Source organism: Mediterraneibacter sp. 210702-DFI.3.120 (genome assembly GCF_020561005.1).
Classification (GTDB): domain Bacteria; phylum Bacillota; class Clostridia; order Lachnospirales; family Lachnospiraceae; genus Mediterraneibacter; species Mediterraneibacter faecis.
This window is the reverse complement of the sequence record NZ_JAJCNG010000004.1, coordinates 113,256-130,040: the sequence shown is the minus strand read 5'-3', so window position 1 is coordinate 130,040 and position 16,785 is coordinate 113,256. Positions and strand designations below refer to the sequence as shown.

Here is a 16,785-nt window from a genome sequence, read left to right as displayed (position 1 = left end):
CTGAAACATCTTAGTTTTCTGTACGTTGTTTGGTATCAACATTACTTTTATGGCTCTTACCATCTGTTTCCTCCTGTATCAATTCCCGGATAAGTTTCTTAGCTTTGTTCGCTCGTTTTCCTTGTAATTTGCAACTGGATACTGTGATTATTTGAACCAGATCTTCAACAAGTTCCTGCTGTTCAGATTTTTCAGTATTATCAATAATCTCAATCTCACAATTATAAAGTGAAGCGATATATTCTATCAACTCAAAACCAAAGCTCAATAGCCTGTCTTTATATAAAACAACAACCTTTTCAACCTGATTTTGAGAGATTCGTCTGATCAATTCCTGAAGCCCTTTTTTCTTATAATCAATCCCAGAACCGATATCACTTATTATCTCAAACGGCTGCCCTTTTGCTAGAAGATATGTCTTGACATTATCAATCTGTCGTTCCAAATCATCTTTTTGTTTACGGCTGGAAACGCGACAATATCCAATTGTAATGCGATTTTTAGGCTTTACATTTATTACTTGGTTGAGTTGCTCATCGGAATAATATCTATAGCCACTTACTGTAGTATGATGCGGATGAAGTTTTCCATTGGCATCCCAATTTCGTAACGTCTGAGCAGATACGCCTATAATTTTTGAAAATTCATGTATAGAATAATATTTACTCAAAGTATCAACTCCTTTCAATAATATTCTACTCTAATATCTTATAAAGCTCAACACCGGCTTATATGACTTTATAATTTATATTTAACTGTTAACAACCTCCATAATCAATTTTTGATTAGTATGTGGTAAAATATAAGAAATTATGTTCTTTTTGTGATAAAATGATGTAAGTGCGGAAATGCATAGCAATGGAGAAATCCGGTTACATCAGTGAGCGGCAAAATTTACTTTTGACACTCACATCATAAAATACTTAATACTGATTATGAAACAAGGAGATTTTAAATGAAAATTGTATTTTTAGATGTCAAAACAATTGGAGAAGATATTGATCTTTCTGCATATGATGAACTCGGTGAAGTTGTAAAGTACAGCTTTTCTTCATCTGAAGAAGTCCCGGCGCGTGTCACGGATGCCGATGTGATCATATTAAATAAAGTTCCGGTTAATGAGCAGACTATTGGAACTTCAAAGAATCTGAAGCTCGTCTGTGTCACAGCCACAGGCACGAACAACCTGGATAAGGAATATCTTGATTCAAAAGGAATTGCCTGGAGAAATGTTGCCGGTTATTCTACTGAGACTGTCGCACAGCACACATTTGCAATGCTTCTCTTTCTATTAGAAAAACTGCGCTATTATGATGATTATGTGAAAGAAGAGCGCTATGTAAATGATGTCTCTTTCACTCATTTTGCAGAACATTTCACAGAAATCCATGGAAAAACCTGGGGGATCATCGGTCTTGGAGCAATCGGCAGACGTGTTGCTGAGATTGCACGTGCATTTGGAGCGAAAGTCATTTACTACTCCGCCTCCGGTGCTCCGGCGCAGGAAGGTTATGAACAGGTTGACTTTGAGACATTGCTTACGCAATCTGATATTATTTCCGTCCACGCTCCACTCAACGAGCATACAGAAGGACTGATCAACAGCAAAGCGTTTGAAAAAATGAAATCTTCCTGTATTTTCCTGAATCTCGGAAGAGGACCGATCGTCGATGAGCAGGCATTATATAATGCACTGGTCAGAAATCAGATTGCCGCAGCAGGATTAGATGTCCTTTGTGAGGAACCAATGTCCGCAGATAATCCATTGCTCAAGATCAAAGACAGTAAACGCCTGCTGATCACACCACACATTGCCTGGGCGAGCGTGGAAGCGAGAACTCATCTGATGGAAATTATCCATGGACAAGTCAAGGACTTTTTTGCTTAAGATTAATATTTTGTTTATCCCTACAATTTTTCTGCAATTTGCAATCAATATTTTTCTGTAAAGTTTAAAGAAAATAATTGTAAACTCTGGGTAAAGTGTTTTATAATAGCCATGTACGTAATTTTTTGCAAGACGTAACATGTCAACTTAATAACTTAAGAAAAAGGAAAAAAGAAAATGGGAATTACAATGGTTTTGTCCTTGCTCAGCGGAGTTGCCCTCTTCCTGTACGGAATGGCACTCATGGGAGACAGTCTTAAGAAGGTTGCCGGTAACAAACTGGAACTTATCTTATACAAGCTCACAAACTCCCCAATCAAAGGATTGCTGCTGGGTACAGTAGTAACAGCGATCATTCAGTCGTCATCAGCTACAACTGTTATGGTCGTAGGATTCGTAAACTCCGGTATGATGAAAGTTGCTCAGGCAATCGGAATCATTATGGGTGCCAACATTGGAACAAGTATCACAGGCTGGATTTTATGTCTTTCTTACATTGATGGCTCCAATGGCATTGCGCAGCTTCTGTCCACCGCAACAATCTCTGCAATTGTTGCGATCATCGGTATCATCTTCCGTACATTCGTAAAGAAGAAACCTTATTCCGATATCGGTGACATTATGCTTGGTTTTGCGATCCTGATGTTCGGAATGCAGACAATGAGTGGTGCAGTTTCACCTCTGAAAGAGAACCCACATTTTGTCAGTCTTCTGACAATGTTTAAGAATCCATTTATGGGTATCCTTGTTGGTATCGCATTTACTGCAGTGCTTCAGAGTGCATCTGCTTCTGTCGGTATCCTTCAGGCATTATCAATCACAGGCTCTATTACATTTGCTGCCGCACTGCCTATTACAATGGGTATCGGTGTCGGAGCTGCCTGTCCTGTACTGCTTTCTTCTATCGGTACGAACAAGAACGGAAAGCGTACAGCACTTATTTACCTGCTGAATGACTTATTCGGAATGATCTTTTGGTCTATCGTATTTTACTCAGTAAATGCCGCTGTCCACTTTACATTTATGGACATGGTCATGAGTCCTGTCAACATTGCTTTATTGAACTCGGTATTCCGTATCGCTACGATCCTGATTCTTGCTCCATTTATCAGCAAGATTGAGAAGCTTGTCTTCTTCCTGATCAAGGATACAGACGAGGACAACGAAGAGCAGGCTGATTTTGATCTGCTTGAGGAACGTTTTCTGGATTACCCGCCGCTGGCGATCAGTCAGAGCCAGATGGCTGTTAACGGTATGGCAAAGAATGCCCGCAAGAATCTCATGCGCGCTTTCGAACTTCTGACAGACTTTAGCGACAGCAAGTTCAATAAGATCCAGGAAAAGGAAAACATGATCGACAAGTACGAGGATAAACTTGGTACTTATCTGATGCAGTTAAGTATGCATGATATGACACCTGATCAGGCGAAACAGACCTCCAAGTTTCTTCATACGATCAGTGACTTCGAGCGACTTGGTGACCACGCAGTCAACATTTCCAGAGTTGCCCAGGAACTTCATGAAAAGTCCCGTACATTCTCTGAATCTGCTACTTATGAGCTGAATGTGCTTGAGAAGGCATTGGTTGAGATTGTTGATCTTACAGTAAATTCTTTTGTAGATGAAGATCTTGAGACTGCTGCAAAGGTTGAACCTCTGCGCGAACTGATTGGTATTCTCTGTAATGATCTGAAACTTCGTCACATTAAGAGACTTAGAAATGGTCAGTGTGATCTGAATACCGGATTTGCTTTTAATGACCTGCTTACAAACTACGAGCGTATCGCAGCGCACTGTTCTAACGTTGCTGTAGCGATTCTCGAGCTTGATTCTTCTAACTTTGATATTCATGAATATACAAAGAGTGTCCGCAAGCTGAAGGATGAAACTTATCTTACAGCCTTTGAGGAATATGAAAAGAAATATGATATCAACGGATATCAGCCGGAAGCTGAAGCAGATAAGAAATTCTCTGCAAAAGCGAAGGATAGCGAGAAGAATAAGGACAACGAGAAATCTTCCGGAAAGAAGAAAGACAAAGACAAGAAAAAAGATAAAAAGAAATAAATTCCTTTCTATTTCATCAAAAAGGAACAGTCCCACCTGGAACTGTTCCTTTTTTGTATATATTCTCCTTACGTGCAATACCGAAATGTCTTATCCGTAAGAATTCTTGCAAAGATCAACCCTAACGGAAGAGCTGCAACAATCAGTATTGCCGCCGCAAACCAGGAAGCTGATACAGAAAGATTCATTGTTCCCAGATTATAAAATCCACGGTACAGATACAATCCCGGAACCATGATTACAATCGACGGAACCGTGACAGAGATTCTCGGATATCCGACCTGATTTTTAATCATAGTTGCCAGGAGTCCGGCTGTTAATGCTCCGACAAATGCTGCTGCCGCCGGAGGCAATGCCGTCAGATCAACCAGTTCCAATCGCAGTGTATTGGCAATCGCACCGATTCCTGCCGCCACTGCCGCAAGGCGTGTAGGACTGTTGAACATAATCGAGAATCCAAACACACCACAAAAGCTTGCAAGCAGACGGAAAACAATCCATTCTGCCTGCGTCAGGTCAAGCTTCAGAAAATCCACCGGCTGTAATCCTAAGATCAACGCCATGATCCACGCGGACATTGTAGCTACCAAAACAATGATCAGTGCATACATGAGTCGTTCCATTCCGGAACGCATATCCAATTTTGCAAGGTCAATTCCACTTGTGATGAAAGGAAAACCAGGAATAATAAATAGCATTGCGCAAATATAGCCCGCCTCATGCTGAATTGAAATTGCCCACAAAAGCTCTGCTGCTTTCAAAAGTCCCGCATAAACCAGACAGGCTGCCGAAACAGATGAGGCTATGCACAAAAACAATGTAAAATGATGTTTACTCAATTTACATCTGATAAAATTTCCAATCCCGGCACCGATAAATGCACAGAACATTTCAATCAATCCACCGCCAAGCAGAAATGTAAATCCACCGCATGCCAATGCTGCTGCCATTCCCAATGCAATTGGAGAATATAGTCCGTGAATCTCTTCAATCTGATCCAGCAGCTTATGCAGTTGTTCACCAGACATATCCTGTCCGCCCTGCTCGAACTCACGGATAAAGTGTTCCAGTCTGTTTAATTTTGATGTATTCACGCCCGTATTCGTCAAACACAAGGACTGCGTGAATCCATCGTCACCGTCAAAACAGGTATACTCAATCGACATCAGACCAATATCCGCTGTACACGTTATCCCCATCTCTTCTGCCAGAGCGTTCATAGAACTTCTCACTCTCCAAGCTCCGGTTCCACAGGAGAGAAGCATAATCCCCACTCTTCCGACAATTGATGCTTTCTCCGTCAAACTTGCTTGTGTTACTGGTGTTTCTTCTCCACCTTTATCTGTATATTCATGCCAGAGAATATCCATATGATTTTTTCTTATTTTCTGAGTCTGCATCTCATTCACTTCCCCTTTATTCCAGGTCAAGGCTTTCCGCTCCGGCCTTTTTCATCATCTTCTCTCTGCATGAAAGAACAATCCCATCAATCTCATCCAGATGATGAAGCATTCGTTTCTCAAATCCATGAATTGGAAGTAAAACTCCTATCTCGTCAAATCCTTTCTGACGCTTCTCACCGGTATCCTGCCCATAATAAACTTCCACTCTCGGAGCCTGTTTCTGAATCTTCTGGAAAGTATCCCAGACAACTGCATAGGCCTGTGCTTCTGTCAGTCCAAGCTTTCTGGTATCCGGTAATGCATATAACGCCATCACGCCACGCTTCTTGTTCTCTTTTTTCTCCTGAATCTGCATGCCCTCTGTATAGGAACGAACTATGTCATATCCGTCAGCAAGATACAGTTTTGATCTCGGTGCACATTGATGTTGCCTGTACGTCTCATGGAACTTTTCATATTCATGAGCTGTTACTTCCCTTTTCTTACTCTCCAGAAGCTTTCCCTCTACATCAGTCAGGAGAACCGGATTCTCTCCTGATTTTCCATGAAATTTCTTTGGAATCAGATATGCGTCCCGAAGCAGATCAAACATACTTCCTCCGCACAATTCAAGTAGCAACGCGCTGACATCTCCATTTTTATACGCCTGGAGCAAGACCTCTGCAAAATGTCTGTCACCATCGTCATTTATCTCCTGATAATTTTCCAAATGCTCATAAAATACTTCATTTAGCCGATCACAGGCCTCTTGTGACTCAAGAACCTTAGATATAACTCCTTCTACAGCTTCTTCACGTGGTAATACTGTCTGCATACTCACACTTCCTTTGTTATTTCTTGTTTTTCACCTGTTAAAACAGAATAAAATCCTACTTATTAATATAGAAAGCGCCGGTTCTAAAGTCAAACCGGCGCATACTGTTTTATTCACATACCTGATATATATTTTCTACATAGGAATAGATTGGATCCGCAATATCTTCTTAAACAATACCTTATTTCAGAACTAACATTTTTTTGAACATATCCGCCGCAATGCTTGGTGGAAATGTATGATTCTCAACCAGACAGATTTCTCTCTCCGGAATATTCTCCTTTAGTGGAATCTGACAGACCTTTCCTTCCTCGATCACTGGTCTTACGAACAGCTCCGGAAGGAATCCAATGCCCAGTCCATTCATAATAAGCGGCAACACCTGATCGATCGTCTCAACTTCCGTATCCGGAGATAGAACCAGATCATTCTCCAGGAAAAATTTGGAATAGAACTCATAGGTTGTGCTTCCCTGCCCAAGAGAAATCAACGGATTCTCAATTAAGTCTTTCAGCCTCATTGGTTTTTCTTTCCCCTGAAAAGAATGATCTCCCACTGCAATTTCCTTAAAAGACATTAAAGAAGTACTTTTCAACGGTTTCTTTGCCTGAAGCGGCGTAGTCACAACTGCAAAGTCCGCCAGTCCGTTCTTGACGGACTCAACTGCCTCCGGCGTGGAATGATTCAGAAGTCTCAGCCGAACACCCGGATATTGCTTATGAAAGCGCCCCAGTATAGGAAGAAGTAAAAGATGAAGTGCAATCTCACTCGCACTGATCGTGATACTTCCGCTCTCCATGCTTCGCTCCATTGCAAGTTCCGCTTCAGCCGCATGAAGATGCTGATATGCAACAGAAACATGCTGATACAGCTTCTCTCCTTCCGCTGTAAGCGTAACTCCTCGATTAGATCTGACAAACAATTTACACCCAAGCTGATTCTCCAGATTATTCATAAAATGAGTAATATTCGGCTGGTTGCTCATCAATACTTTCGCCGCTTTAGAAAAGCTCTTATACATTGCTACATAATAAAAAATCCGGTAATAATCATAAGTAATTTCCATAAGTCCCCCCTAAACTGACACTAATCTGTTACTCTCCACCTGCAGAGGTGGGAGTCAAACCACATCTGATAAATCATATAAAAAACGTATATCTGTCATAACAAATATGTATTTTTATTTCTTTGTTATTTATTATATACTGAATGACGAAAAAATCAAACACATTCATTTACGAGGGGCGATATCATGATCAAGCAAAATATTAAATTTCTCACAACCGGACAATTTCTCACTTTTTCACACACTTGTAAAAATCTTTCTTCGGATGTGCGCATCCAGGATCTTGAGAACCACAATCGCGTAGATATCAACGGAAAAGATCTTTCTGAACTCGCCACGATCCAGCTTGGTCTTCCGTTTCTCCTCGTTATTCATGGAGAAGATGAAAAAATAGCCAGAAGAATGTTGAAGAAGTATTGTGCATAAAAATTGAGTTGCCGTTTACACTCTGTATAAGCAGCAACTCAACTCTTATTACTCTCCCCAGACTTCTTCTGCAATTTCTTTCACAAGCTTTAACTTTGCCCATTGTTCCTCTTCTGTCAGTTTGTTTCCGATTTCACAGGAAGCGAACCCACACTGTGGACTGAGATAAAGTCTGTCTAATGGGATATATTTTGTAGCTTCATGAATTCTCTTGATTACAACTTCTTTCTCCTCGAGCTGAGGTGTCTTCGTTGTAATTAACCCTAATACCACTTTTTTATCCGGAGACACCTTTGCAAGCGGAGCGAATCCGCCGGATCTTGCATCATCATATTCAAGGAATAATGCATCCACATTTTCTTTTGCAAAGACATAATCTGCTACAGAATCATACGGTCCGCTTGTAAAAAATGTTGAATGATAATTTCCTCTACAGATGTGGGAAGTGATTACCATATCCTCCGGTTTTCCTTCCAGTGCAAGGTTATTCACTTCAAGAAGCTCTTTTTTCACATCTTCAATATCCGTTCCAAGAAGTTTGTATCTCTGCTTTGCCGCATCTCCGACAATTGCTCCCCAGGTACAGTCGTCAAGCTGAAGATTTCTGCATCCTGCTTCATAGAACTGACGGATCACTTCCTGATAAGCTGTTCCAATGTCGTGGATCAGTTCTTTGTTTGTCTCATAATATTTTCTCGTATTTTTGTAGTTGACCGGAATAATCATCTGCTGGAACATCTGCGCCGGCGCCGGAATTGTATATTTTGCAACTGTGTTCTCATCCTCAAACTGTTTCAGGAATTTGAAATGTTCTACAAACGGATGCGCCTTTGCCTTTATCTTTCCTGTCAGATAAGTATCTTCCAGTGATGCCAGCTCTCCATCAAACTGTACCCCGCTGCCGGTCTGTTCATGACCGACACCTTCAAATCCCCACATAAAATCCAGATGCCAGTAAGTTCTTCTGAACTCTCCGTCTGTGATCACATGAAATCCAAGCTCTTTCTGCTTTGCTACAACTTCTGTAACCGCTTTATCAATGATCTGATTCTTTTCTGCTTCGCTGATCTTTCCTTCCTGATAATCTGCATTCGCTTTCTTAACCTCTTCCGGTCTCAAAAAACTTCCCACAAAATCATATCTGCATGGTGTCTGATATTTGCTCATAAATTAATTCTCCTTTTATTTTTGTAAGTGATGTTTTATCTGCAATCATCTTATCATTCCATGCTTATTTTGAAAAATATATAAATTTATGCATTTGTCATAGTTTGAAGCTATGGTGAGTAACCCTCTATTATATTTATGGACTATCACTCCACCCAGAAAACATAATCATCTTTTCTGGGTTTCGCCTCTTCTATTTCTTCATCCGGATATCCAAGTATACAGTGTCCGATACCTTCATACTCTCCTGTCACTCCAAGATCAGACAAAATCTGTTTTCCTTCTTCACTTTCAAACTCTTCCTTTGCACGATGAATCCAACAACTTCCAATTCCTTCTGTATGTGCTGCCAGCATCAGATTACCCATTACAAGACTTCCATCATACACATGTGTTGGCCAGTCTTTCTCTGCCAGTACAACCAATACCACAGGTGCTCCATAAAACGGATCAAATCCTTCATCCCATCCACCAATCTTACGATTCATCTCTGAAAGTCTGTCTCGTAATTCTTTATTTGTCACTGCCAGAATAATAGATGCCTGGTGTCCTCTTCCATTTGCTGCATAAGTCCCCGCCTCTACAATTCGCTCGATTATGTCTCTTGGAATCATATCAGTTTTATACTTGCGAACACTTCGTCTGTTGATTATTGCTTCTCTTGTTGTCTCTACTTGTTTCATTTTGAATAACCTCCTGTTTATTTCTTTTACTGATGTATTATTTCTAATAAGAATACTACACCTATTATACATTATCAAGAATTGTATTTAACAAAAAGGGCGAAGCTTACACCTTACTGGTACAAATCTTCGCCATTTCTTTCACTTTTTCAACTATATTTCTTTCACCCTTGATCAAATCACAAGAATCTCATCCTGCACCGGTCCATACACTTTCGTTTCTCCCTCCGAAGTAATATGCACATCATATTCCAGTCTCACACCATACTTATCTGTATACAGTCCCGGTTCTATGGAAAACATCGTACCAGGGAGCAGACAGCGGTCATCATGTGTTTCATAATCATCCAGATTGGCACCAATTCCATGACATCTGTGACCGATATTATGTCCTGTCCGGTGCATCAGATACTGTGCACATCCAAGCTGTTCGAATCTTTCTTTCAGCCTTCGATCCACTTCATATCCTCTGACTTTTTCTCCTGCATCTAATCTCGCCTGAATAAACTGTCTTGCATCTTCCCGCGCATCATATACGATCTGAAACCATTTCTCATACTCCGGATCAATCTTTTCTCCGACATTCATGCACCAGGATACATCATAATATACCGCATCTTCCTCAGGGAGACGTCCGGCAATATCTATGATCAATCTGCTGCCTTCACGAATCTGCTTCGAACCATTTTCTTTCGGTTCATATCCCGGATCACAGGCATGCTCATCAACTCCGAAAAACGGCGGAGAATCCATATAGATATTTTCCTGCCCTATCAGTTCCTGCATCTGCTGAAGCATCGCATACTCATCAATATAATTACCTGCATCTATATTCTCTCTGATCCAAGAAAATGTATCAGTAAGAATCTTATGTATGATAACTCCAGCCTGTCGGTGTGTCTCGATCTGATGTTCCGTTAGTACCGCACCGAAATGCTGCATCATATCTGCACTTGTAACCGGTTCGATTCCGTAAGTTCTAAGATACTCGATCAGGCCAGCATCCATAGAGCTGATCGTCGGGACATTTCCGCCCGGAGAGTACTGGCAGGCAATCTTCATGCCCGGCTTCAATAACTCTGACAACACTTTCTTCTGTCCTTCAATTCCATGATATAACATTTTCTCTCCCGGAAGATGATCAAGGAGATGCGGCTCAATTGCTGAAAGCACCTTGACTGGTTCACCCTGCGTCGGAATCAGATAGAACATCCTTCTTGTACAGAAACGATTTCCAAGCTCAAGAAACTCTTTTGTGATAAAATCATGTCCCTGGAAATCTGTAAACAACCAACCGTCTAATTCTGCTTCCTGTAATAAGATCTGTATCTTTGCAATATCCAACTTAATAATTCTCCTTTTTGATTATCAGACATATGTGCTATGACATTGACTTCCTGGCTTATTAATTTCCTATGCTCCAAGGATTCTCTGGTAAGCCTTCTTCACCGGAACATACAGAATCGCAATTCCTACTACTGTAAATCCTGCATTGATGATCGTAGCCGGGATAGATGTAATCTCTGCCGCCAACGCTGCACTCCAGGAACTTCCAAGAACAACCAGTTCAACTGTTGACCAGATAAAGTCTACGATAATGTTCGTAATGCCGTAGATAGCCGCACAGAGGACTGCATAACCATATTCCTTCTTCGCATCTCCCTGAGCTTTTTTCTTCAGAGACTGAAAGATCATGCCCACAAGCAGACATTTGATAATTGTGCTGACGAATACATTCGGGATTGCCTGAATATAACCGTTCAATACATCAAAGACGAGAAGTCCGAGAACTCCTGCCACAGTTGAAAGCTTAGGTCCAAGCATTAATACTGCAAGCATTACGAAAATGTGTCCGAAATGCAGAAATGGTGTTCCGACAGCCGCCGGAAGCGGAATACGGAAAGACTGGATTCCCAGATAAATAATAGCTGCAAAAAATGCAGTCATTACGATTTTCTTTGTGCTGATACTTTCGTTTTTCATATTTTGTAAATCTCCTGTTTGTTATCTCTTATGTTGAGTATTCAAGTCGAACATCCGTGAGACTTGTAAGTGAATTTTCCCAACATACCGCCTTATTATATCAGCGCCCTGGTCTGTTATATATATCCAGTTTTAAAATATTTATACAGGCCAGTTTTATAGTTATATAACAAAACAAGTAAAAGCAACACAGAAAAAAAACGTCCCCCGGGGAAATCCCCGGAGAACGTTTTCTTTCAACTTATATTCTTAATGTCATCCATATATGGATGACAAAAGTATTACAGAAGTCCTCCGATAGAAAGGAACAGTGGAGCGAATACAAGTGATACAACTGTCATAAGTTTGATCAGAATGTTGATAGACGGACCTGATGTATCCTTGAACGGATCTCCTACAGTATCTCCAACAACGGCTGCCTTATGAGCCTCACTACCTTTTCCGCCGTGGTTTCCTTCTTCGATATACTTCTTAGCGTTATCCCATGCACCACCTGCATTTGACATGAAGATCGCCATAAGAACTCCTGTTACGAGGGATCCTGAAAGAAGTCCGCCAAGAGCGTCAACTCCAAGAAGAACACCTACTACTACAGGAACGATAACCGCCATCAGACCTGGAAGAAGCATCTCGTGAAGTGCTGCTGTTGTAGAAATACCAACGCATGACTTGTAGTCAGGTTTCTCTTCACCTTTCATGATGCCTGGTTTCTCACGGAACTGACGTCTAACTTCCTCGATCATTGAATATGCAGCCTTAGATACAGACTCCATAGTGAATGCTGAGAAGAGGAATGTAAGCATACCACCGATAAAGATACCGATGATTACTTTGTAGTCAAGAAGGTTGATGGATTTCAGACCTACTGTCTCTGCATAAGATACGAACAGCGCAAGAGCTGTAAGTGCTGCAGAACCGATAGCAAATCCTTTACCCATAGCTGCTGTTGTATTACCTACAGAGTCAAGCTTGTCTGTAATGTCACGAACGGACTCATCAAGACCGGACATCTCTGCGATACCACCAGCGTTGTCTGCGATCGGACCATATGCATCAACTGCAACAGTGATTCCTGTTGTAGAAAGCATACCAACTGCCGCAAGAGCAATTCCATACAGACCAAATACATTATAAGAAACAAAAATACCTACACAGATCAGAAGCAGCGGGATAGCTGTTGATTTCATACCAACTGCAAGACCACTGATGATTGTTGTAGCTGCACCTGTCTCAGACTGCTCTCCGATTCCTTTAACCGGTTTGTAATCTGCTGATGTGTAGTACTCTGTGATGTTACCAATGATAACACCAACAATCAGACCAGCGATAACTGCGATTGCTGCGTTCATGTTTCCGAAAAGCACCCAGCTAAGTGCTAAAGAAGCAATGATTACGATTGCTGAAGAAGCATAGCTTCCTTTTGTAAGAGCTTTCTGAGGATTTGTGTTCTCTCCGCCTCTTACGAAGAATGTTCCAAGGATAGAAGCGATCAGACCACATCCTGCGATTGCAAGTGGGAATAATACTCCTGAAACTTCGCTTACTGCAACACCAAGTGTCAGTGCTGAGATCAGAGATCCACAGTAAGACTCGAAAAGGTCAGCTCCCATACCTGCTACGTCACCTACGTTATCTCCAACGTTGTCAGCAATAACAGCCGGGTTACGCGGATCATCTTCCGGGATACCTGCTTCTACTTTACCTACAAGGTCAGCTCCAACGTCTGCTGCCTTTGTATAGATACCACCACCAACACGTGCAAACAATGCGATGGAAGAAGCACCAAGGCTGAATCCGAATAATACATCTACATTCTTAGTTACGATGTACACAAGGCTGACACCAAGTGCACCAAGTCCAGCAACACACATACCCATAACGGCACCACCTGAAAATGCGATGGAAAGAGCTTTGTTCATTCCGCTCTCTTTAGCTGCGTTAGCTGTTCTGACATTTGCCTTAGTAGCAACTGTCATTCCGCAGTAACCTGCGATTGTTGAGAACAGAGCACCTACTACGAAGCAAACTGCTGTTACCCAGTTACCTACTCCTAATCCGATCAGTACGAAAAGTACTACTACGAATACAATAAGGATCTTGTACTCTGCTGTCAGGAAAGCACGTGCACCATCTGCGATTGCACCGGCAATTTCCTTCATTCTTTCTGTTCCGGCATCCTGTCTGCTAACCTTTGCTGCAAGATATGCTGCAAAAAGAAGAGCAATGACAGCTGCAACTGGAACCAGATACATATAATTGTTCATTCTTAATTTTCCCTCCTGAATTTCAATATCATATGTTTGTATTACACTATATCACATTTTTTTAGCTTTTTAAAGAAAAATTTTATATTTATTTAACTCTCTTTACATAAAATAGTATTTTTTTCACATTTTTCTTTTCAAATTATATGATAATCTAAAAAATTTTTAGGTAATTTTTACCATCCTGTGTTGTTTTTTACGCTGTTACTTCTTATTAAATATAGTAGTATATAAGATTTCAATCTTATTTATAAAAAAAAATTATTCAAAAAATCGTTCAATAATCATAAAAAATAATCTCCGGAAAAACAGTCTTTACTGCTTTTGGGAGATTATTTTTTTTATCAAGTATTATTCTACATCTTTCAATGCTTCGAGATCTTCTTCTCCTGTACGTACTTTTACTACTTTCTGCACGTTGTATACAAAGATCTTACCATCACCGACATGTCCTGTATACAGTGTCTTGGATGCTGTTTCGATGACTTTCTCAACCGGAATATTTCCAACGATAACTTCTACTTTTACCTTTGGCAGAACAGTAACGTCCATCTCAACTCCACGATATTTCTCGCCGGCACCTTTCTGGATACCGCATCCCATAACCTGGGTAACTGTCATTCCTGTAACACCAAGATTGTTCAACGCTGATTTCAGCCTGTCATACTTGGAAAGCTTTGCGATAATAACTACTTTATGCATTCCTGTATCTGCATCTACCGGTCCGGCTACAGGTACAGCTGCTGCTCTCTGGATTGGAGATGCTGCGTCATAATCTGCTACACCAAGATCTGTGTTTTCATTTTCATTCATTGCACCTTCTGTAATATCCATGATGCTGAATCCTGCATATGCTGATGCAAGACCATGCTCCTTGGAATCCAGACCAACAATCTCTTCTTCCTCTGAAACACGAAGTCCAATTGTCATATCGATTACTTTGAAGATAATTGTCATTGTTACAACTGTCCAAGCAAGAACTGTTACTACACCAAGAAGCTGTGTTCCGAGAAGTCCGAATCCACCGCCGTAGAACAGACCTTTCAGTGTGCTTTCCGGCGCATTTGTTGTTGCAAAAAGACCAACTGCGATTGTTCCCCAGATACCATTTAAGCAATGAACTGCTACGGCACCAACCGGGTCATCTACATGCACTACATTATCACAGAACCAAACGCCAAATACTACGAGAACTCCTGCAACTGCTCCAATGATCAGTGCTCCTAATCCATCTGTCACATCACAAGGTGCTGTGATTGCTACCAGACCTGCGAGGGATGCATTCAGACACATAGACACATCTGGTTTTCCATAACGAAGCCATGTGAAGATCATACATACAACGGTTGCTGTTGCCGGTGCGATTGTTGTTGTCATAAAAATAGATGCAAGCTGTGGGCCTGTTGTTGCTGCCGCACCGTTGAATCCATACCATCCAAACCAGAGGATGAAACATCCAAGAGCACCTATTACGAGGTTATGTCCTGGAAATGCGTGGACTTTTGTTACTTTTCCATTCTTATCTCTTGAGAATTTACCAATTCTGGCTCCTTCCATTGCAGCTCCGATAAATGCTGTTACTCCACCTACCATGTGGATTGCACAAGATCCTGCAAAATCATGGAAGCCAAGCTGTGAAAGCCATCCGCCTCCCCAGATCCAGTGTGCTTCGATCGGATACACAACTGCGGAGATCATTGCGGAATAAATACAATAGGAAAGAAACTTTGTTCTTTCTGCCATAGCTCCTGATACGATTGTTGCTGCTGTCGCACAGAAAACCAGGTTGAATACAAAATTAGACCAGTCAAAGTTTGCATAATCTGTAAAGATTCCAAGTGTTGGAACTCCTACCAGTCCGCCAAGTGCATCTTCCCCGAGTAACAATCCAAATCCAAGGAAAATAAACACGATTGTTCCAATACAAAAATCCATCAGATTCTTCATGATAATGTTACCGGCATTCTTTGCTCTGGTGAATCCTGTCTCTACCATAGCGAATCCCGCCTGCATAAAGAATACAAATGCAGCTCCGATCAGGAACCAGATGCCGAACACTTCTGTTCCGACTGTGTCTGTAATCTGAGTAATAATTTCTTGTGTCATACTACTTCCTCCTCATACCTAGAAACTAAAAAGACGTATCTTACAGTTTCGTTGAACCATCCCCCTGAATCGGTTCTTTCTGTAAGACACGCCTTTGTGTCATTGAGACTTGCTGCTGTTCGCGGCAAATCTTATAGGTACCATATTTTATTAAAAGAAAAAGGCACTCTGAGATCTGTTTCTCAAAGCGCCTTTGCTTTTATGTCACGTAGTTTACTCCTCGAGCCAAATATTGTCAACCTATATTTTTACTTTTCGTAAATTTTCTGATTTTTTATACTTTTCATGCATTTTTTTCATATATTTTCACAAAACAGAGTGCACTCTTGCAATATAAACCACCATCTGCTAAAATTTATCTTATGAATCAAGAGCAATCCGCTCTTTTCAATAATTGTAACTATTTCAAGCATATTAAATTATAAGGAGGACTCTAAAATGAGCAAAATTGATGAAATCAGAAGCGCTATGGTCGCTGCAATGAAGGCAGGAGACAAAGAACGAAAAGCCGCACTTTCCTTTCTGCTCTCCTCTCTGAAGAATAAAGCTATCGACAAACGTGCCGACCTGACAGAAGAGGAAGAAGGACAGGTAATCTTAAAAGAAATCAAACAGTTAAAAGAAACAATTGATATGACACCTGAAGATCGTACAGATCTGATTGAAGAGGCTCAGAAGCGTCTTGCTGTTCTTGAAGAATATGCACCAAAGATGATGAGCGAAGATGAGATCAAAGCAGTGATCACATCCGTTCTTGCAGATCTTGGTATCGATGCTCCTACAGCAAAGGATAAAGGTAAGATCATGAAAGAACTCATGCCGAAGGTAAAAGGCAAAGCTGATGGTAAAGAAGTCAATCAGATTCTTGCCGGCATGATGAAATAAATACAGATTCCAGAATAAAGACGTAGCAAAGAG

Annotated in this window: 14 protein-coding genes; 4 read left to right on the top strand and 10 right to left on the bottom strand. The window is 41.0% G+C overall.

The genetic code is table 11. From position 1 onward, the window contains the following. Positions 1-10 precede the first annotated feature (10 nt). On the bottom strand, positions 11-670 hold the full coding sequence (locus tag LI162_RS04030; protein ID WP_055147504.1) for an IS607 family transposase: 660 nt from the start codon (positions 668-670) through the stop codon (positions 11-13). A gap of 285 nt (positions 671-955) precedes the next feature. Here LI162_RS04030 and LI162_RS04025 point away from each other — a divergent pair, with 285 nt between their 5' ends. Both LI162_RS04025 and LI162_RS04020 read left to right on the top strand, forming a co-directional pair. After that, the gene (locus LI162_RS04025) at positions 956-1,888 is read left to right on the top strand and encodes a D-2-hydroxyacid dehydrogenase (protein ID WP_020435848.1); all 933 of its coding nucleotides are present in this window, start codon (positions 956-958) and stop codon (positions 1,886-1,888) included. 177 nt (positions 1,889-2,065) lie between these two features. Next, on the top strand, positions 2,066-3,955 hold the full coding sequence (locus tag LI162_RS04020; RefSeq protein ID WP_020435847.1) for a Na/Pi cotransporter family protein: 1,890 nt from the start codon (positions 2,066-2,068) through the stop codon (positions 3,953-3,955). Between the two features lie 68 nt (positions 3,956-4,023). Here the strand turns inward: LI162_RS04020 and LI162_RS04015 are convergent, their stop codons facing one another. The 3 genes from LI162_RS04015 to LI162_RS04005 form a co-directional block, all read right to left on the bottom strand. Beyond that, the gene (locus LI162_RS04015; RefSeq protein WP_055158561.1) at positions 4,024-5,355 is read right to left on the bottom strand and encodes a threonine/serine ThrE exporter family protein; all 1,332 of its coding nucleotides are present in this window, start codon (positions 5,353-5,355) and stop codon (positions 4,024-4,026) included. A 16-nt stretch (positions 5,356-5,371) separates the two neighbouring features. Continuing rightward, positions 5,372-6,172, bottom strand: a complete 801-nt coding sequence (locus LI162_RS04010) for a DUF4866 domain-containing protein (protein WP_226901316.1) — start codon at positions 6,170-6,172, stop codon at positions 5,372-5,374. Between the two features lie 181 nt (positions 6,173-6,353). Continuing rightward, positions 6,354-7,238: a LysR family transcriptional regulator gene (locus LI162_RS04005; RefSeq protein WP_055147516.1), complete on the bottom strand. Its 885-nt coding sequence runs from the start codon at positions 7,236-7,238 to the stop codon at positions 6,354-6,356. 186 nt (positions 7,239-7,424) lie between these two features. Here LI162_RS04005 and LI162_RS04000 point away from each other — a divergent pair, with 186 nt between their 5' ends. Next, complete coding sequence (locus tag LI162_RS04000) at positions 7,425-7,664, top strand: hypothetical protein (protein WP_054753851.1); 240 nt, start codon at positions 7,425-7,427, stop codon at positions 7,662-7,664. 48 nt (positions 7,665-7,712) lie between these two features. Here LI162_RS04000 and LI162_RS03995 read toward each other — a convergent pair whose 3' ends face one another. The 6 genes from LI162_RS03995 to LI162_RS03965 form a co-directional block, all read right to left on the bottom strand. Next, positions 7,713-8,831: a 5-methyltetrahydropteroyltriglutamate--homocysteine S-methyltransferase gene (locus tag LI162_RS03995; RefSeq protein ID WP_227155796.1), complete on the bottom strand. Its 1,119-nt coding sequence runs from the start codon at positions 8,829-8,831 to the stop codon at positions 7,713-7,715. Between the two features lie 146 nt (positions 8,832-8,977). Then, positions 8,978-9,514, bottom strand: a complete 537-nt coding sequence (locus tag LI162_RS03990; RefSeq protein WP_055147522.1) for a nitroreductase — start codon at positions 9,512-9,514, stop codon at positions 8,978-8,980. A gap of 174 nt (positions 9,515-9,688) precedes the next feature. Beyond that, positions 9,689-10,858 carry a M24 family metallopeptidase gene (locus LI162_RS03985; protein ID WP_227155794.1) on the bottom strand — a complete coding sequence of 390 codons (1,170 nt, stop codon included), beginning with the start codon at positions 10,856-10,858 and terminating at the stop codon, positions 9,689-9,691. Between the two features lie 69 nt (positions 10,859-10,927). Next, positions 10,928-11,497 carry an ECF transporter S component gene (locus tag LI162_RS03980; protein ID WP_020435840.1) on the bottom strand — a complete coding sequence of 190 codons (570 nt, stop codon included), beginning with the start codon at positions 11,495-11,497 and terminating at the stop codon, positions 10,928-10,930. A gap of 281 nt (positions 11,498-11,778) precedes the next feature. Beyond that, positions 11,779-13,761 carry a sodium-translocating pyrophosphatase gene (locus LI162_RS03975; protein WP_020435839.1) on the bottom strand — a complete coding sequence of 661 codons (1,983 nt, stop codon included), beginning with the start codon at positions 13,759-13,761 and terminating at the stop codon, positions 11,779-11,781. 351 nt (positions 13,762-14,112) lie between these two features. Further along, a complete protein-coding gene (locus LI162_RS03965) occupies positions 14,113-15,867 on the bottom strand; it encodes an ammonium transporter (protein ID WP_020435838.1) in 1,755 nt (584 codons plus the stop codon). 438 nt (positions 15,868-16,305) lie between these two features. Between LI162_RS03965 and LI162_RS03960 the strand changes: the two genes are divergently transcribed. Beyond that, positions 16,306-16,752 (top strand): GatB/YqeY domain-containing protein, encoded by a 447-nt coding sequence (locus LI162_RS03960; protein WP_015528103.1) that lies wholly within the window; start codon positions 16,306-16,308, stop codon positions 16,750-16,752. Positions 16,753-16,785: the final 33 nt, after the last annotated feature.

What these genes read in the sequence shown, in the direction of transcription:
- LI162_RS04025 (WP_020435848.1), top strand. Translation starts at nt 956, where the DNA reads ATGAAAATTGTATTTTTAGATGTCAAAACAATTGGAGAAGATATTGAT.
- LI162_RS04020 (WP_020435847.1), top strand. Translation starts at nt 2,066, where the DNA reads ATGGGAATTACAATGGTTTTGTCCTTGCTCAGCGGAGTTGCCCTCTTC.
- LI162_RS04015 (WP_055158561.1), bottom strand. Translation starts at nt 5,355, where the DNA reads ATGCAGACTCAGAAAATAAGAAAAAATCATATGGATATTCTCTGGCAT.
- LI162_RS04010 (WP_226901316.1), bottom strand. Translation starts at nt 6,172, where the DNA reads ATGCAGACAGTATTACCACGTGAAGAAGCTGTAGAAGGAGTTATATCT.
- LI162_RS04005 (WP_055147516.1), bottom strand. Translation starts at nt 7,238, where the DNA reads ATGGAAATTACTTATGATTATTACCGGATTTTTTATTATGTAGCAATG.
- LI162_RS04000 (WP_054753851.1), top strand. Translation starts at nt 7,425, where the DNA reads ATGATCAAGCAAAATATTAAATTTCTCACAACCGGACAATTTCTCACT.
- LI162_RS03995 (WP_227155796.1), bottom strand. Translation starts at nt 8,831, where the DNA reads ATGAGCAAATATCAGACACCATGCAGATATGATTTTGTGGGAAGTTTT.
- LI162_RS03990 (WP_055147522.1), bottom strand. Translation starts at nt 9,514, where the DNA reads ATGAAACAAGTAGAGACAACAAGAGAAGCAATAATCAACAGACGAAGT.
- LI162_RS03980 (WP_020435840.1), bottom strand. Translation starts at nt 11,497, where the DNA reads ATGAAAAACGAAAGTATCAGCACAAAGAAAATCGTAATGACTGCATTT.
- LI162_RS03975 (WP_020435839.1), bottom strand. Translation starts at nt 13,761, where the DNA reads ATGAACAATTATATGTATCTGGTTCCAGTTGCAGCTGTCATTGCTCTT.
- LI162_RS03965 (WP_020435838.1), bottom strand. Translation starts at nt 15,867, where the DNA reads ATGACACAAGAAATTATTACTCAGATTACAGACACAGTCGGAACAGAA.
- LI162_RS03960 (WP_015528103.1), top strand. Translation starts at nt 16,306, where the DNA reads ATGAGCAAAATTGATGAAATCAGAAGCGCTATGGTCGCTGCAATGAAG.